The sequence below is a fragment of the Cobetia sp. L2A1 genome, from assembly GCF_009796845.1.
Taxonomy (GTDB): domain Bacteria; phylum Pseudomonadota; class Gammaproteobacteria; order Pseudomonadales; family Halomonadaceae; genus Cobetia.
Genome location: NZ_CP047025.1, coordinates 525233 through 543349 on the forward strand (window position 1 = coordinate 525233; position 18117 = coordinate 543349).

At 61.0% G+C, this 18117-nt stretch carries 7 protein-coding genes; 5 read left to right on the plus strand and 2 right to left on the minus strand.

Translation table 11 applies throughout. The annotated features are described in order from the left end of the window. Positions 1-4: 4 nt before the first annotated feature. Positions 5-3556 carry an AAA family ATPase gene (locus tag GQR90_RS02365; RefSeq protein WP_158772727.1) on the minus strand — a complete coding sequence of 1184 codons (3552 nt, stop codon included), beginning with the start codon at positions 3554-3556 and terminating at the stop codon, positions 5-7. Continuing rightward, positions 3553-4926 (minus strand): exonuclease SbcCD subunit D C-terminal domain-containing protein, encoded by a 1374-nt coding sequence (locus GQR90_RS02370; protein ID WP_158772728.1) that lies wholly within the window; start codon positions 4924-4926, stop codon positions 3553-3555. The genes GQR90_RS02365 and GQR90_RS02370 overlap by 4 nt, the downstream gene beginning before the upstream one ends. A gap of 377 nt (positions 4927-5303) precedes the next feature. On the opposite strand from GQR90_RS02370, the gene GQR90_RS02375 reads away from it, so the two are divergent. The 5 genes from GQR90_RS02375 (at position 5304) to recD (ending at position 18093) form a co-directional block, all read left to right on the plus strand. Then, positions 5304-5723, plus strand: coding sequence for a DUF1499 domain-containing protein (locus GQR90_RS02375; protein ID WP_158772729.1), 420 nt, complete (start codon positions 5304-5306; stop codon positions 5721-5723). Between the two features lie 457 nt (positions 5724-6180). After that, entirely contained in the window at positions 6181-7524 is a 1344-nt protein-coding gene (locus tag GQR90_RS02380; RefSeq protein ID WP_158772730.1) for an MFS transporter, read from the plus strand. A gap of 186 nt (positions 7525-7710) precedes the next feature. Then, positions 7711-11727: an exodeoxyribonuclease V subunit gamma gene (gene recC / locus GQR90_RS02385; RefSeq protein ID WP_158772731.1), complete on the plus strand. Its 4017-nt coding sequence runs from the start codon at positions 7711-7713 to the stop codon at positions 11725-11727. Beyond that, positions 11724-15908 (plus strand): exodeoxyribonuclease V subunit beta, encoded by a 4185-nt coding sequence (gene recB, locus GQR90_RS02390; RefSeq protein WP_158772732.1) that lies wholly within the window; start codon positions 11724-11726, stop codon positions 15906-15908. The genes recC and recB overlap by 4 nt, the downstream gene beginning before the upstream one ends. Then, on the plus strand, positions 15901-18093 hold the full coding sequence (recD, locus tag GQR90_RS02395) for an exodeoxyribonuclease V subunit alpha (protein WP_158772733.1): 2193 nt from the start codon (positions 15901-15903) through the stop codon (positions 18091-18093). The genes recB and recD overlap by 8 nt, the downstream gene beginning before the upstream one ends. Positions 18094-18117 lie beyond the last annotated feature (24 nt).

Here is an 18117-nt window from a genome sequence, read left to right on the forward strand (position 1 = left end):
GCTGTCAGCTCTCGATCTCCAGTCGACTCTGGCCATTGCCGGCCGGCTTGACGGCGATGCGCACGGGAATGCGTTCATGCATCTCGGCGACATGCGAGATGACACCAACACGGCGACCACTGGCCTGCAGGCCATCCAGTGCTTCCATCGCCAGCGCCAGCGAATCTGGGTCGAGGCTGCCGAAGCCCTCGTCGATGAACAGCGATTCGATCTTCAGCTCGCCAGATGCCATGCCTGCTAGCCCCAATGCCAAGGCCAGTGAGACGAGGAAGGTCTCGCCGCCGGACAGCGAGTGCACGCTGCGCAGCTCATCCCCCATCTCGGTATCTACCACTACCAGCCCGAGCGGACTGGCACCGCGTGCCAGACGATAGCGGCGTGCCAGATTGACCAGATGCAGGTTGGCGTGTTCGATCAGGCGCTCCAGATTGAAGGCTTGGGCGATACCACGGAATTTGGCGCCACTGGCACTGCCAATCAACTCTGACAGTGCACCCCAGCGTTCATGTTGCGCGCGGGCGGCCTCGAGAGAGTCACGTAATGCATCGCTTCCCGTGCGGCGCTGGTCGTCATTGAGTACCGCAGCCTGAGCCGCTTGATACATCTCGCGTATACGAGCAAGTGGTGTCTTCAGCGCGTCGCTCAGGCTGACCAGCATCGCAGCAAGCTCGCTCAGGCTGTCGTGATGATCGCTGCAGTGAGCATTCTGATGATCTACAAGCTCATGCGTGGAAGCTCCCTCCTTGTCGGATATCGCCGCTGACTGAGAGCCTGATGTCAGCGCCAGTCTCAGCGTCAATGTCAGTGCCTGCTCGGCCTGTGTGCGAATGGCAACATCGCTGCTGGCCACCTCTTCACCCACCACGATTTCAGTCTCTTCCTTCACCGGCATTGCCAGGCGCTCGAGTACTGCTTGCCATGCGGGTGTCTGTGCGGCTTGCCAGTGGTGCTGATGACGAGCGTGGCGCTCCTCGCACAAGGTGTCCGCACGAGCGACACGCTCATGGACACTTCGCAGCTGGTGTCGCAGTGCCTGCAGATCATGATCCTCGACGGCCAGCAGGGCATTGATGCGAACATCATCCAGTGTCGGATTCGCTGCCTGCCAGTGCGCACGCTCTGCCGTGAGAGCGGCTTGCTCCTCGCTCAACTCAGTCTGGCGTTGCGCCAGATGGGCCTGTTGCTGTGTCAGTTGCTGATGCTGGTCGTTGAGTTCCTGCAGTGTTTGGCGCGCCGTGTCCTGAGCATTGCGAGTATTGGCCGTATGTTGCTCGATCCATGCTGACCAGTCACTCACGCTTGCATGCTGTCGCCTGGAGTCTGCGTTCAGCTGCTGGGCCAGCGTGTTGCTCAGCTGGTCGATTTCCTTCGATAGCGCTGCGAGCTGCGTCTCATGCTGCTGAATCTGCGTTTCGCCATGCTGACACTGCGTCACCAGCGTCGCATGTTGCGTTGTCAATGCCTGCTGTTGCTCGTGCAATGGTGTCAGCTGGCGCAGAGTCGCGACTAGCTGGGTCTGGCGGGCTTCCAGGGCTTCAAGACGTTGCTCGACTACTGTCAGGGCATCAGCTGCTGGCAGCTGCGTCAGCGTCTCGGTCAACGCTTGCTGGGCCAACGCGGGGGCGCTGTTTGCCTGAGCGATATTCGCTTGGGTCTGCTGTGCCTGTTGCTGCAAGGCGCACAGCTCCGATTGCAGCTGTGTCTGTTCCTGGCCTTGATAGCCAAGCTGCTGTTCGAGACGAGTATGCTCATGATTGGCAGCATCCACGGCTTGCTGGGTGGAGGCTGTCGCCTGGCGGCGTAGCTCAAGACGCTCATCTGCCTGTTGCTCCAGCTGCGCGATCAACGCCTCAGCCGGTGCTGCCTTGCCAGCGGCGGGGTGATCATGACCACCACATACCGGGCATTCTTCTCCAGTTATCAGCCCACGGCGCAGTGCCATCACGTTGTCACTGCGTGCCAGTCGCTCACGTTCTTGCTGGCGACGCTCGGCCTCTTCTTCGTTCAGCGCCTGCTCGCGCGCCTGTTGTGCGCGCTGCTTCTGGCTTGTGACATCGTTCAGTGCTTGCTGCTGTCGTGGTAGCAGCTGTTCAAGCTCGACCAGACGCTTGTGGACCTCATCGTGACGCGCCAGATAGCTAATCTGCTCGCGTAACAAGGGGTTCAGCTGGAGGAGCGCATCGCGCTGACGTTGTAGATGATCGCGATAGCTTTCTGCATCCTCAAGCGGTTGACCTGACTCGTCGACCAGCGCCGCCTGCAGCTGCTGGAGTTGCTGATCGAGTTGCTGGCGCTGTCGATTCTGTGCCTCTAGGTCATGCTGATGTCGGTTCAGCATTTCACGGAATTGCCCAAGCTCGCTCAGCTTACTGGCATGTGCTTCGCGCTGCTGCTCCAGTCGTGAGGCTACGCGTTGCGCTTCGTCGCGTTGTGGCAATTGCTCGGTGCGCCAGCTCTCGCAGCGTGCCATCTGTTCATCGGCGGTCTTCTTGTCGGCATGGGCCTGCTCACGCTGTGGTGTCAGGAGACTGAGTTGCTGTTGAACCTGCGTCAGCTGCGTAGCCAGTTGTGTGCGCTGAGGTCCAATCGTCCTGAGGCGCAGGAGAGCAGGGCGAACCGGTGCGATGGCTTCCAGTGCACTGAGTTGCTCGCGCTCACTGGCCAGTGCATCACTGGCTGTGTGGGCATCGCGTTGTCCCTGCTGGGCTTGGCTCAATGACTGCTTGAGTGCCAGGGCCGTGGTAGTCCACTGATGGTATGCCGTCAGCGCATCGTGCTGCTCGCTGAGCCGTGACAGGGCAGACTGGCGCTGACTGACCTCATCCTCGAGGGCTGCGCGTGCTTCCGGGCTTGCCGGAAGCTGCCCCTCCAGCGTGCGCTCGATCTCGTTGACTGCCTCGCGCGCACGGCGTTCGCGCTCGTAGGCTGCCTTGGATATCTCGGAATAGTGCCCGGTATCGGTGAGCTTCTCGAGCAGCTCCGAGCGTTCGTTATCATTGGCGCGCAGAAAGGCGCTGAATTCGCTCTGGGCCAGCAATACTGCGCGCGTGAACTGATCGAAGTTGAGGCCGAGCTTGTCGATGATCAGCGCTTTCGCATCATTGCTGGTGGTATTGAGGGTCTGTGCTGACGACTCATCACCGGACGCAGGTAACAACTGCAGATGTTGCCTGGCCTGTTGTAAACGGCCACCGGGCTTGCCGCGCGCACGGCTTACGCTCCAGCCGGCGCGGTAACGCAGCCCATCACGACCAAGGAAGTCCACCTCGGCCATGCCTTCGCCACAACCACGACGCAACAGACTGCGTGGGTCCTTGAGGGTCAGGCTCTGGTCACTGACATCATCCAGCTGGCCGCCACTCGGCGATAGACGTAGACGTGGGGTGGTGCCGTAAAGCGCGAGGCATAGAGCGTCGAGCAATGTGCTCTTGCCGGCGCCCGTCGGGCCGGTGATGGCGAACAGGCCGGCATCTGCCAGCGGTGCTTGCTCGAAGTCGATCTCATGCCTACCGGCCAGTGAGGCCAGGTTTTCAAGACGCAATGCGAGAATCTTCATGCCTTGTCTCCTGACGGGCGAGGGCCATTGGCCAGCGATGTGCCTTTCATTGGCTCACCTTCGAGGCGTGCCTCACGCGCGGCCTCGACTTCCTCGAGCAGCTGGGCAAAGTCCTCGATCAGCGTCGCATCAGGTGGGCTGTCATAGGTCGCGCGGTAGTGGCGATCCAACAGTCCCAGCGGGCCAAGTTCATCGAGCTTCACGTTGTCTGGTTGGCGATTCTGCGCACTCGGTCGAGGATAGCGAGTGACCAGCTTGATCAACCGCAGGGGCGCTCCTTCGAGCAGTTCCTCGATGCGCGCGCGCAGGTCTATCACCGGAGCCTCAAGTTCCACGGTCACCTCAAGCCACGGCCAACGTGCCTGTTCGAGATGCTTGTCAGCGTTGGCTGCTGCCTGAGTGAGCTGCGCGGTGATCGCGGCGAGTGGTGCCGGCCCGAGACGTAAAAGCTCGACATGACAAGGCACGCGATGCTCGTACACCTCCTCGAGCTGCTCACCCTCGAGCATCACCTCCAGCACGCGATGCCCGTAATCGACCTCAGAGAAATCCATCGCCAGCGGCGTGCCGCAATAGCGGATGCGCTCCTCACCGCCAACCCGCTGCGGACGATGCAGATGACCGAGTGCCACATAAGCGATATCAGTGGGGAACAGGCTCGTCGGTAACGCCTCTTCGCCGCCCATCAGAATTGGACGCTCGCTGTTCTCTGACACTTCGCCATCGCGCATGTGTGCATGGCCCATGGCGATCAATGCCTCGCCAGGCTGTCGCTCTGATCGGGCGGCGCGTACCAGCGCTTCGTGCACGTGTGCCACGCCATCACGATAGGCTTCGCTACGTGTGCGCTCTGCCTTGTTTTCGTCTTCATCGTGACGCGCAGCGCTCAAGCCGGTGACTTCGGCAGGACGCAGGAAGGGCACCGCCAAACATAGGGCACGGCGGGTACCGTCACGATCGTGTAGCGGCACCAGCAGATGTTGGCTATCGAGAGAGTGAGCCTCTCCACCGTGTGCAGATTCATCTACCCAGCGTACGCGGCCCAGTGCATGGGTCTTGAGGCGTGCGAGCAGGGCAGCTGGCAGTTCGATGCGCGAGCCGGAGTCATGATTGCCGGCAATCATCACGATCTCGAGGGCGGCATCCTGCTCATGGGCCCGCACGATGAAGTCGTACAGCAGCTCCTGGGCGGCAAGGCTCGGATTGACCACATCGAAGAGATCACCCGCGATCAGCAATGCATCCGGCACGAGGCTTGCCAGCTGTCCGAGTAGCCAATCGAGAAAGGCGGCGTGTTCGCCATGACGGCTCTGGCCATGAAAGCTCTGACCGAGATGCCAGTCGGAGGTATGCAGAAAGCGGAATCTCACGACGCTGTCCTTATGTAGATAGCTTTGGAACAAGGCGAAATGTCATCAGTGTACGGATTGCATCGGTGAGGACGAAGCGCTGTCACGCTGAACGTGATTCATGCGGTGCGCATTTTCAGGTAGATGACACAGGACAATCTTTATCGACCTTGATCACGGGCAAAGTCGACAAAAGTCGCTACGCTGAAAGTCGAGGCCTGCGTAATTTGCCGCCAGTACTGATGTATTGGCATTACGTGTTGTCGTCATCACGGGTGCACAGGCAGGTGCATTGGCACGGGGCTTCAAGAGCAACACTCCATCGCGTTTCATCAACAATCAGGCTGGCAGCAGAGGATGCGCTGTTCACGGCCCAGAGATGACAGGAAGGATTCGCAATGCGCCAAGGTCTTTTTGCCTCACCCCGCCCCGACAATCTCGGTTTGCATGATGGTCTGCTGGCCCCCGCTCCCAGCACACCCAATGGCGTCAGCTCTCAAGCTACTGACAGCAAACACTTCATCGCTCCGCTTGCCATGCCGTCAGACTGCTGTGTCAGTGCCATAGAGAAGCTGCACGGCATCATCGAATCCATCGGAAATGTCGAGGTCATCAGTGTAGATGACGGCTATCTGCACGCCGAATTTCATACCCCATTGCTAGGCTTTGTCGATGATGTGGAAATTGTCTGTAACGAGCAGGAAGGTGTCTGCCACGTGCGCAGTGTCTCGCGCATGGGCCACTCTGACCTGGGCAAGAATCGTCAGCGCGTCGAAGACATTCGTCAGCGCCTTGAAGGGTGGGGTTACTGTTGCTGAGAGAAGCGCTGCGTAGCAGGTTTGGCCGAGCTTGAGTCGACTGAATGGATGTTGGATTCACACTGGCTTCCAAGCCCTGAAGACTTCACCGGTCTTCGGGGCTTTTCGTTTCTTGCGGGCCTCGTCCTATGTGATGCTGCGCAGAGAGCCTTGGGAAAAACCAGAAAATGGCCGTAAAAGAGCATGAAATTGCGTGTCGAGCGCTACCCAGCCCATACTGGCTTTGGTACTCTGTTCACGTTACATGAAACGCATGGTTTCACTGTTTATTATTGCGTAAAGCGCAATGCAGTGATGCGCCATGCGCAGGCAAGATTCCGCAACATCGTCGTCATACGGGGCAATCCCGACGTATCCAGCTGCCACTCTGCTTGAGATCCGCTTACAACAATCGCCACGACGCGTGAATCCCCTCAAATACCATCGCTGGACACCAGCCTCCGCCAAACAGAGATCCATGAACGATTCCGCATCTGCAGCGACCTCTGCGTCGGCTGCCACTGCTAACGCAGCCCCTGAAAACACGCTCAAGCGTGGCGATATCAAGGTACTCGGCCTGTCCGCCCTCGGCGGCGCGCTTGAGTTCTATGATTTCGTCATCTTCGTCTTCTTTGCCAGTGTCATCGGCCAGCTATTCTTCCCACCCGACATTCCTGAATGGCTACGTCAGGTGCAGACCTATGGCATCTTTGCTGCGGGTTATCTGGCGCGTCCGCTGGGCGGCATCATCATGGCGCACTTCGGCGACACCCTGGGTCGCAAAAAGATGTTCACTCTATCCATCTTCCTGATGTCCCTGCCGACACTGCTGATGGGGCTGCTGCCGACCTATGCCGTGATTGGCCTTTGGGCGCCGCTGCTGCTGGTTATCCTGCGTATCTTCCAGGGCGCTGCAGTGGGTGGTGAAGTGCCGGGTGCCTGGGTCTTCGTCAGCGAGCATGTCGCACCGCGTCACAACGGCTTGGCCTGTGGCACGCTATCGATGGGACTGGTGGGCGGCATATTGCTTGGCTCCTTGATGTCGAGCGCCATCAATCATGCCTACACCATTGAAGAAATCAGCGACTTTGGCTGGCGGATTCCGTTCATCGTCGGGGGTGTGCTTGGGTTGGTATCTGTCTATCTGCGTCGCTGGCTGCACGAGACTCCGGTCTTCGCCGAGATGCAGCAGAAGAAGACGCTGGCAGCGGAGTTGCCGCTGAAGATGGTGCTACGTGAGCAGCGTTCGGCGATCGCCGTCGCAATGGCGGCCACCTGGGTGCTGACCGCTGCCATTGTCGTGGTCATTTTGATGACGCCAAATCTGATCAGCGAGCTGGAGGGGCTGAGCCGTGCAGCAGTGGCCTCTGCCAATAGCCTGGCGATCGTGGCTGTCTGCATCGGCTGTATCGTCTCTGGCTATATGGTTGATCGCATCGGGGCCGGCGTGACAATGGCGCTGTGGAGTGGGCTGCTCGGCGTGACCTACTGGGTATTCCTGACCACCATGCACAGCGACCCGAGTCTGCTGATTCCGCTCTACTGCCTGACCGGCTTCAGCGTAGGTATCGTCGGTGCAGTGCCTAGCGTCGCGATTCGTGGTTTCCCGCCGGTGGTGCGCTTCACCGGCCTGTCGTTCTCCTACAATGTTGCCTACGCCATCTTCGGCGGCTTCACCCCTATCATGGTGGCGGCAATGATGAAGAGCTCACCGATGTCGCCAGTCTGGTATGTAGGGGCATTGTCGGTGATGGGTGTCATGCTGGGACTGTGGCTGGCGATCAGTCCGCGTGGACGTGAACTGATGAGCCTGTCTCGCTAAGCGGTTTGCTCGGATTGGCTGTTCATATCCAACGGCCATCTGCCTGAAAACGCGCATCACCTTCACGGGTGGTGCGCGTTTTCGTTTGGGGTGGTGGGCGGGCGACGCTAGGATAGGCATGGCTAGACTCGAAAGGTTTGCCCGCGGCCACGATGGCCCGATTGTCTCCGTCAGCAGGATGCCCGCATGTTTACCGTTCTCCACGCCAATCACCTTGAAGACCTGCGCGATCTGGCGCTCAAGGTCATCAAGGCCGCTCCTCAGCCACCGCTGGTGCCGGAAACCTTTCTGGTCCAGTCCAACGGCATGGCCCAGTGGCTCAGATTATCGCTGGCCGAGGCCGATGGCATCGCAGCCTCAGTGGATTTTCCACTGCCGTCGAGTTTTGTCTGGCGTGCCTACCGCGGCGTGCTCGGGGATGATATTCCGGAGCTATCGCCTTTCGATAAGGGGCCATTGGCCTGGCGGTTACTGAGGTTATTGCCCGGGTTGCTGGCGGATGAGGCGCAGGCGGAATGCTATGCACCGCTCAGAGACTATCTATGTCGTGATGAGCGCGGCCAGTTGATCATCGCGACAGGCGAGGACATGTTGCCGACCCTGCCGGAAGGTGCGGAGGCGGAACGCCAGCAATGGCAGCTGGCGTGTCAGCTTGCAGATCTCTTCGATCAATACCTCAACTATCGCCCTGAATGGGTGCGTAGTTGGGAGAGCGGGCTGGAAGACGACGGCTTCCGTGATGCCTTTGCTCGGCAGCAGATTGCCGGTGAGCTGCCCGCCAATCTGCTGCCAGATAATCTACCGGCGAGTCAGCACTGGCAGCCGGCACTGTGGCGAGCGGTACTTGCCGATGCGCCAGCCAGCAGTCGCCAGCATCACCGTGCCTCCTTGCATGGCCGCTTTGTCGAGGTCGCTCGGGCGTTGGAAACATTGCCTTCGACGCGTCGTCATCCACTACCGCCCCGGCTATTCGTGTTCGGTATCTCTGCACTGCCGGGCCAGACGCTGGATGCACTGCATTCCCTGTCCGGGGTGATGGACATCTACCTGATGATCACCAATCCCTGTCGGCATTATTGGGGCGATATCATCTCTGATCGTGAAGCCGTGCGGCGTAGTCTGCGGGCTGACGCCGAGCGAGTGGCTCAGCAGCGTGCGCGTCATTCCGAGGCACCGGCGCTGATAGGCCTGGCTGAAGAAGAGCTTCACCTAAAGGCCAATCCTTTATTGGCAGGGCTTGGCGCACAGGGCCGCGACTTCATCGTCAGCCTGTACGAATTCGAAAGTGCGTTGTCGGGACGCGATAGCGGCTTCGATCTCGAGCTGGATGTTTTCGTGCCGCGTATCAGCGAGGACATGCCGCCAGAGCAGGCGCCGTTGCTGCACCAGATTCAGGACGAGATTCTCGAGCTGGTGCATCCCGGTGAACGGGCGCTGGCGGAGGGCGGGTCGCGCCTGCTCGACAGTGATGATGACTCCATCAGTCTGGTCAGCGCTCACTCGGCGCTCCGCGAGGTCGAGATTCTGCATGACCGCCTGCTGGCGGCCTTTGAGCGAGCGCGTGAGGCACAGCAGCGTGGAGAGGGTGAGCTATTGCGCCCACGTGACATCCTGGTGATGGTGCCGGATATCGATAAGTACGCACCCTATATCGAGGCGGTATTCGGCCAGCTGGCACCGGGCAATCCGCGTCATATACCCTTCACGATTGCCGACCGCGTCGCCAGTCAGGCCAATCCGTTACTCGGTTTGGTATTGATGCTGTTGGAGCTACCCGAGCGCCGTCTTGGTGTCAGTGAGGTGTTGGATGCTCTCGATGTCGCTGCCTTCCGTCGCCGTTTTGACATCGAAGAAGGCGAGCTTGAGCGTCTGCGTCGTTGGCTGGCGGACAGTGGTGTGCGCTGGGGGCTTTCCGGTGAGCACCGTGAGCGTCTCGGCTTCATGCCTCTGGATGAGAATAGTTGGCGCTTCGGCTTGGAGCGCATGCTGCTGGGCTATGCCACCGGTAGCGTGGCAGGTGCGGGGCAGGAGGGTCGTTTCCTGCAGGACGAGCATCACGATGGCGCGCTGATGGATATGCAGGGATTGAGCTTCGATGGCGTGGTGCCTTTCGATGAAGTGGCGGGGCTTGAGGCCGAACTGGCCGGGAAACTGGCTGAACTGGTTGAGCGTCTGGACAGCTGGCGTCAGCTGCTTGATACCACGCGTACGCCGTCGGATTGGGCCACCACGCTTCAGCAGTTATGGGACGAGAGTCTGAGCGCTGACAGCGCCGAAGAGTTCGATATTCTTGCGCGCTTGCAGGCCGCGTTGTCTCGCCTCGACAAGGGATGGCAGCAAGCCGGATACGATGCACCGCTTTCGCTCAAGGTCGTGCGTGAGGCGCTGCGCGGTGAGTTGGATAACGGCGGTCTGGCGCAGCGATTCCTGGCGGGGCGCGTCAACTTTGCCACCTTGATGCCGATGCGCGCGATCCCCTTCCGCGAAGTACATCTGTTGGGCATGAACGATGGCGACTATCCGCGCGTGCGCATGCCGCAGGACTTCGACCTGATGGCCAGCCGCCCGCAGCCGGGTGATCGCTCGCGGCGTGATGATGACCGTTATCTGTTCCTCGAGGCACTGCTATCAGCGCGTGATCGGTTGTCGGTGTCGTGGGTCGGACGTGACCAGCGCGACAATGGCGAACGTCCACCTTCAGTGCTGGTCGGTGAACTGCTCGACTATATCGAGCTGGGCTGGACGCCGGAGAATGCCACTCAGGATATCTCGCGTGAAGAAGCGCTGCGTCTGCGCCTGATTACCGAGCACCCACTGCAGCCCTTCTCGCGACGCTATTTTTTCAACACCACTGACAGCGCAGCCAGCCAGAGTCACGGCGGTGCAGGCGCGGCTAGCTTATCTACCTATGAATCCAGCTGGGCGAGTCTGCATGCCGCGTCGACTCCAGCGTCGTCAGAGGCATCAGCTGCATCAGCGACAGGTACGCCATCCGAGGCGGTATCTGCAGTCCCATCGGCCTTGGCCCAGCTTGCTGAACAGGCGGCTGATCAACATGTGAAACTCGGCGCTGATGCACTGACGCGCTTTTTGCGTCGTCCCTGGCAGTTGGGGCTTGATCGTCTTGGTGTGCGCTTTCGCGATGCCGAAGTACCGGACGAAGATAACGAACCCTTCAGCCCTGATGGTCTGGAAAACTTCACTCTGACGCGTGAGCTACTTGACGCAGCGCTCGCCGGTCAATCATTGCCGCTGGCCGCTGAGCGGTTGCGTCGAGCGGGCCGCCTCCCGGCGCTGGGCTTTGCGGATGCACTGATCGAACCGCGCCTCAAGCGACTGGAGCAGCAACTGGCCAGCTGGCGGGATCAGCTTGGTGATGCCACCTCGCTGCCACCGCGTACGCTCGAGGTGCCGCTGGTGATTCACGATGCTGCCGGCGAGGGCCAGCGCGTGACACTGACGACTCGTCTCACGAGTCGCTATCAGATGGCAGACGATGGCGAGGGCGAAAGCCGCCTGCTGGCAACCTTGGAGGCCACGCACTTTGGCACGCTAAAAGAAGGCTCCAAGGGACGTTACAAGCGTCTGGGCAAGCCGCATCGTCTGCTCTCCGGCTATCTCGATTGGCTGATGGCCAATGCGCGTCCCGGTCTCGGTGATACGGTGGACAAGGGCACTGCGCCACGCAATGGCGGCTATCAATGGCTGGCGCTCTTCGAGGACCGCTGGCTGTTGTTCCCCACGTTACGTATCGAGCAGGCAGAAGACGCATTGCGCCATCTGGTTGGTGGCTATGCCCAGGGCTGGCAGGCCCCTCTGGCCGCTGCACTGGAACTGGCCGTGACCGCATGGCAGGTATTGGACGGCGATGATCGTAGCGCAATATTAGCCAGTCTTCAGGCGGGTACTGGCCTTGATGAAGCGGTAACGCGTCTCGAGAAGCCATGGCTCGACAACACGCTATGGCGTGCAATGGAGACACGTTTCATGGAAGACATCTTCAAAGGGCCGCCGGCGCTGCGCCGTCAGGAAGGTGCGCTGGGAGAACTCTGGCCAGTCTTCAGCGACTTCGCGACTGACGATGGGCTGGCCCGGAGCCTGCGCCTTTACCAGCCACTGATCGAGGCCATGCTCTCGGCACGTCAAGGTGTGCTCGGTGAACGCGCGGTGGAGCTGTCCGCAGCACAAGGAGAGCAGCCATGAGCGAGTCAAACGTCATGAATGAGTCCTTCGAACGTGATGCCAGTAACGTGGAAGGCATTCAATCCATGCAGGGTCAGTCCCTCGATATTCCCACCTTGCCGCTGGTCGGTCAGCACCTTATCGAGGCCAGTGCCGGCACTGGCAAGACGTTCACGCTTGCCGCGCTCTATGTGCGCTTGGTGCTCGGGCCGTTGCCCGGTCAGGCCGCGGGCATCAGTTATCCTCGTGCGCTGACGCCGCCTGACATCCTGGTGGTCACCTTCACTGAAGCCGCGACCGCTGAGCTACGCGACCGCATTCGTGCGCGGCTAAAGCAAGCCCGTGAAGTGCTGCTGGGCCGAGCGAGCGCTGATCCCATCCTTGCACAGCTACTGGCGCCGCTGACGGATCTTTCTCATGTCAGTGAAGAAGAGGTGCCTCGTCTGCAGGCGGGGGCCGCACGCCGACTCGATCAGGCGGCGCGCCTGATGGATGAGGCTGCCATCTTCACCATTCACGGTTTCTGCCAGCGCATGCTCAGCCGGCATGCCTTCGATGCGGGTGGGCGCTTCGGTGCTGAGCTCCTGCAGGATGGTCAGTCGCTGTTGGCGCGTTGTGTCGAGGACTATTGGCGCTGTGAGTTCTATCCGTTGGCACGTGAGTGGCAGGCATTGATTCGCGGTCGTTGGGCCGGGCCGGAAGCATTGGGCGAGGAAGTACGCGGACTGTTGCGTGATGGAAGTCCACGCCCACTCTATCGGGATGGTGAACGGCTGGAAGCCCCCGAGGCATTGACCGACTTGTTGGGCAGTGCTGAAGAGTGGCGCCAGCAGCAACAGGCGGCACGCCGCGGGGTCGAAGACAGCTTTGATGAGCAGAGTATTCGCGATGTGATGCAGGTGGCCTTTGCGAGCAAGGCGCTCAACGGCAATAGCTACAAGGCCGCAGAGCTTGAAGAGCGCATTGACGCGACCAGCAGCTGGCTGGCCAGTGGTGAGCAGGATTTTCACGCCGATATGCTCGACAGCAAGAAGCTCTGCTGGCTGAGCCAAGCCAAGCTCGAGAAGGCCACCAAGAAGAGCTGCCAGACACCGCGTCACGACTTCTTTGCCGCGCTGGATGTACTGACCGAAGTGCCGGAACCAGACGCCGTGCTGCTGGATCAGGTCGCCGTGCATGCACGTGATCGAGTGGCGGAATCACTGGTGCGCGAGAAACGACGGCTGGGGTTGTGGGAATTCTCGGACCTGCTCAATGATCTCGATCATGCGCTGGACCCCGTGCTCAATGGTGCTGCCAGTCAGCGACTGGCTAGCCAGATTCGCCATGAGCTGCCGGTCGCGCTGATCGACGAATTCCAGGACACCGATCCCGTGCAGTACCGCATTTTCCGGCGCATCTATCCGTTGGCAGGGCATGAGGCCTCTATGGCTGCTGATGATGATGAAGCCCCCAGCACGTTGATGATGATCGGTGATCCCAAACAGGCCATCTATGCCTTTCGTGGTGCCGACATTGATACCTACCTGGCCGCGCGCAGAGTCACGCCCTCGCGCTTCACGCTACCGCGCAACTTTCGTTCCAGTGCGGCAATGGTGGCGGCGGTCAATGGGTTGTTTGCACACCACGATGCCCCTTTCGGCAGCGAGAATATTCCCTTCCAACCGGTAGCGGCGCAAGGCACCAGCACGCGACTGGTGATGCGTCATCCCGATGGGCATGAAGCATCAGCCCGTGCGCTCACGCTATGGTGGGCGCAGGGGGAGCGGCTCAGCGCCGAGGACCACCGCCGCGAGATGAGTCGTGCCTGCCGCGCCCAGATTCAGGCCTTGCTGGAAGGTGCTTCATGTCTTGCACGCGGTGAGCCGGGGTTGGTGTTCATCGACAAGAAAAAGGCAGGCAGCGAAGGAGCGCTAGCGGATAGCGACCCCAGAACTGTCGCTGCCCGTGACATTGCAGTGCTGGTACGTAACGGCCGTGAAGCGACGGCGATTCGTGGCGCCTTGGCTGAAGGCGGTATCCGCAGCGTCTATCTGAGTGAGAAAAGCTCGGTGTTTGATACGCCGGAAGCCTTCGAGTTGCTGCAGTTGTTCGAGGCCGTGTCGCACCCGCGTGATGATCGTCGCCTACGTGCGGCATTGGCGACGCGCCTGCTGGCAGATGACCTGTCACTGGTTGAGCATCTTGCCGTCGATGAATTGGCCTGGGAACGCGAAGTCGAGCGTTTCGATGGCTATCATCGCGACTGGCAGCGGCGCGGGGTGCTGCCGATGTTGCGTGGCGTGATGCGTGATTTTCGAGTCGGCGAGCGACTTGCCGCACGAGCGGGCGGGGAGCGCGCACTGACCGATGTGCTGCATCTGGGCGAGCTGGCGCAGAATGCCGCCCAGCGTCTCGATGGTGAACAGGCGCTGCTGCGCTGGTGGCATCAGGCGCTGGAATCCGGTCACGAGGCGCTCGATAGCGATAGCCTCAGTCAGCGCCTGGAAAGTGACGAAGGACTGGTGCGTGTCGTCACCATCCACAAGTCGAAAGGACTTGAGTATCCGATCGTGATGTTGCCGTTCATGGCCAGTTTCCGTGCGGCCGAACCCGACAAGTCCTTCGGGCTGCTGGCGCTCAAGCAACGCTGGTTAGCGCCGCCTGAAACCCGGGAGGGCGCTGATGGTATCGCTGACGACGAGATGGGTGATGACGCCGCTGACGACAGCATCCTGGTCAAGAAACCATCAGCGGAGGCTGTCGCGGCTGCTGATCAGGCACGCTTGATGGAAGATGTGCGCTTGCTGTATGTCGCACTGACGCGACCCAAGTTTGCCTGCTGGCTGGGGCTGGCCCCTATCGGCAAGGGCGGCTTCAGCAAGCAACTCAGTCTGCCGTCAACGGCAGTGGGGTACCTGCTTGGCCTGAGTGAAACACCGGATGTCGATGCCGGTGGTGTTGAAGCTGCGCTGCGCCGCTGGTGCGATAAACAGCCGGGTGAAGGGCTTGCCCAGCTTGCACCATTACCGCAGCCGCCGGCGCATGTGTATGTGCCGCCCGCAGAGCGCGACCAGCACTTCAAGGGCGCGCGCCACTTCTCGGGCGGCATTGAAGATGACTGGTGGATTGCTTCCTACACTGCGCTGCTGACGGATGCACGTCTGGTGACAGCACCGGTGGCCAGTGACGGCAATACGGACAATACCGACAGTGAGCGAGTCCCCGAAGGGGCGACCGAGCTGGCGCTGGAGGAGGGCGAGCGCGGCCTGACACGGCCAGACCGTGAGGTGGTCGGTCAGTCTGGTCCGCTACTGGCGGGCGGCCTGCCGATGACGGTGGGTGACATCAATCTGCATGACTTTCCACGTGGTCCACGCCCCGGCACCTTCCTGCATGGCCTGTTGGAGGCCGTCGATCTCGATCGCCTCGGTGATGCTGATTACCATGCTGAGCTTGATCATCTCGTGGGATCACGACTGCACTTCGGCGGTTTTGATGCCAGCTGGCAGTCGCGTCTGACCGACTGGCTTGAGCAGGCGCTGACTCGACCGCTGAACGGCTTTGAGGGCGAGCCCATCCATCTCAACCGACTGGAGGCATGGTTACCGGAGCTGGAGTTCTGGCTGCCCGCCGTGCACGCGCGCAGCCTGCCGCTGGATGCGCTGGTCACCGCGATCGAGCCGTTGCCGCGCTCGCGGCCCAAGCTGGCGCCGCGTCGTATGCACGGCATGCTCAAGGGCTTCATCGACCTTACCTTCCAGTCCGGCGGTCGTTGGTATGTGCTGGATTGGAAGTCGAACTATCTGGGCGAGCGCCCGGAAGACTATCTCGGCGAATCGCTGGCACGGGCCATGGTCGAGCATCGCTACGACCTGCAATACGTGCTCTACACCCTGGCGCTGCATCGTCTGCTCAAGGCGCGTCTCGGAGAAGGCTACGACTATGAGCGAGACATGGGCGGCGTACTGTATGTCTTTCTGCGTGGGCTGGATGCCACGCAGGCTGATGACCCTGTGGATGACCCTGTGGATGACGCTGCCAAGGGAAAAGCGACGCCCGGTATCTTTCAGCGCAGGCCATCACAGGCCCTGATTCAAGCGCTGGATACCTGGTTGGCGGGTGATGACACGGCTCTCAATGCACTGCTGCAGGACGTGGCACGTGCGCCACTTTCTCCGCAAGATTCCGAGACTTTTCAGCAGGGAGCATTCGATGTCTGACGCCAATACACCGTTGAGTCCCGAGGGTATCGCGGAGGGCGAGCATGGGCTGCCAGCAGCATCTCGTGCGCCATCCTCTGCTGCTGACAAGCGCACGACCTTGCTCGCCACGCTTGGCTTCTGGGTCGAACTCGGCTGGCTCAGGCGTGTCGATGCTCACCTGGTGCGCTTCATGGCGCGTCATGCGGCCGATGCACCGACCAGCGTGTTACTGGCGGCAGCCATGGCCAGTCATCAGTTGGGTCGTGGGCATGTCTGCCTGTCTCTTTCGCGTGCGCTGGCGGACCCCCGCGCCACCCTGTCACTGCCACCGCTTGAGCAGACCCAGACCCAGATCAACGAGGCGCGCGTCGCACTGCCGGAAGCCTTCCTTGATGGGCTGACCGTCGAGGATTGGGCCTCTGAACTGGCGGTTTCGCCACTGGTGACGCTACTGGCGCAGGCGGATGCGCCGGCAGGTCATCTGCCGCTTCGTCCGCTGGTATTGGTCGGCGAGCGACTCTATCTGCGCCGCTACTGGCAGGCGGAACGTGAGGTGGCGGCAGGCCTGCGTGCGCGTATGGGGGCAGGCGATGAGGGTGAGTCGCGTGTCAGTGATGCACTGGGCGAGCGTCTGCGCGATCTGTTCGCCTCGAATCAGTCTGACCCTCACGGTGAACCTGACTGGCAAAAACTGGCCTGTGCGCTGGCACTTCGTCAGCGGCTGACAGTGATCTCTGGAGGTCCGGGCACTGGCAAGACCACCACCGTGACCCGTCTGCTGGCGTTGTTGCAGGCGCAGGCGCTGGAGGGGAGCGAACAAGGGGATGAGGGCACGTCAGCCGCTGATGACATCGACAGGCGCGCGCTGGATATCCGGCTGGTAGCCCCCACTGGCAAGGCGGCGGCACGGCTATCGGAATCCATTCGAGGCGCGGTCGCCAGGCTTGGGGTGTCGGAGGCAGTGCGCGCCGCCATTCCACGTGAGGCCAGTACTGTGCATCGCCTGTTGGGCGCGCGGCCCGACTCGCGTCACTTCCGCCATCATGCCGGTAATCCACTGGCGCTTGATCTGCTGGTGGTGGATGAGGCCTCGATGGTCGATCTCGACCTGATGGCGGCTCTGCTGGGCGCCTTGCCAGCCCACGCGCGCCTGATTCTGCTCGGGGACAAGGACCAGTTGGCCTCGGTGGAGGCGGGAGCGGTACTCGGGGATCTCTGTGAACACGCCTTGCCGCCGCGCTATTCCCCTGAGCTGTGCGCTGAGCTTTCTCGTCTGACCGGTGAGTCGTTGGAGGGCATGGTAGCGGGCCGGGATATACCGTCAGAGGCCGCGGGTGAGGTGACGTCTGCCCGTCATGGCCGGTTGGGGGATCACGTTGTCGTGTTGCAGAAGAGCTATCGCTTCGCTGCTGACAGTGGCATCGGCGCACTGGCGCGGGCCAGTAATGACGGTGACCGGCAGGCGCTGCGTGCCGCATGGAAAACGGGTTTCAGCGACATCGCCTGGCTGAGCCTCAACGGGCCTGAGGATCGTGCGCTAGAGCAATTGATCGTGAACGGCTATCGCCCTGCGCTGGAAGCGGTGCGCGACAAGCGTCCCGCGCGTGACGTGATCGATCTGCTGTTGGAATTCCAGTTGTTGTGCGCGCTGCGCAAGGGACCGTACGGCGTTGATGGCCTCAATCAGCGCGTAGCGCGTGTACTGATGCAGCGTGGCCTGATTGGCGATGAGCGCGGTTGGTATGCGGGCCGTCCAGTGATGGTGACGAGTAATGATCGTGCGCTGGGACTCTATAACGGCGATGTCGGTATCACGTTGCCCGACCCCGCAGCGGGTGGACGGTTGCGGGTGTTCTTCCCGATCGAGGAAGAGGCTGATGATCTGTTGCCGAGTGGCGCACAAGGCGAAATATCAGCGGTAGATCAGACGGCCTTCCATCGAGGTACGCGCGCCGTCTTGCCCTCGCGGCTTGAGTCAGTAGAGACGGTATTCGCGATGACGGTACACAAGTCGCAAGGTTCTGAGTTCCGGCATGTGCTATTTGTGCTACCGGAGGGTGCCAACCCGATTCTGACCCGCGAGCTGGTCTATACCGGTATCACGCGCGCCAAGTCGCGCGTCACGCTTGCAGGCACACGTCGCGAAACGCTGGAAGGTGCGATCGAGCGACGCGTGGTGCGGGCGAGTGGTTTGGTGTTGTAACGCATCGCTTGCAAGCCATGTGCT

Bases quoted from the DNA above. Each gene is read 5' to 3' on its own strand.
- recC (WP_158772731.1), top strand. From the start codon at position 7,711: ATGTTTACCGTTCTCCACGCCAATCACCTTGAAGACCTGCGCGATCTG.
- GQR90_RS02375 (WP_158772729.1), top strand. From the start codon at position 5,304: ATGCGCCAAGGTCTTTTTGCCTCACCCCGCCCCGACAATCTCGGTTTG.
- GQR90_RS02365 (WP_158772727.1), bottom strand. From the start codon at position 3,556: ATGAAGATTCTCGCATTGCGTCTTGAAAACCTGGCCTCACTGGCCGGT.
- GQR90_RS02380 (WP_158772730.1), top strand. From the start codon at position 6,181: ATGAACGATTCCGCATCTGCAGCGACCTCTGCGTCGGCTGCCACTGCT.
- recB (WP_158772732.1), top strand. From the start codon at position 11,724: ATGAGCGAGTCAAACGTCATGAATGAGTCCTTCGAACGTGATGCCAGT.
- recD (WP_158772733.1), top strand. From the start codon at position 15,901: ATGTCTGACGCCAATACACCGTTGAGTCCCGAGGGTATCGCGGAGGGC.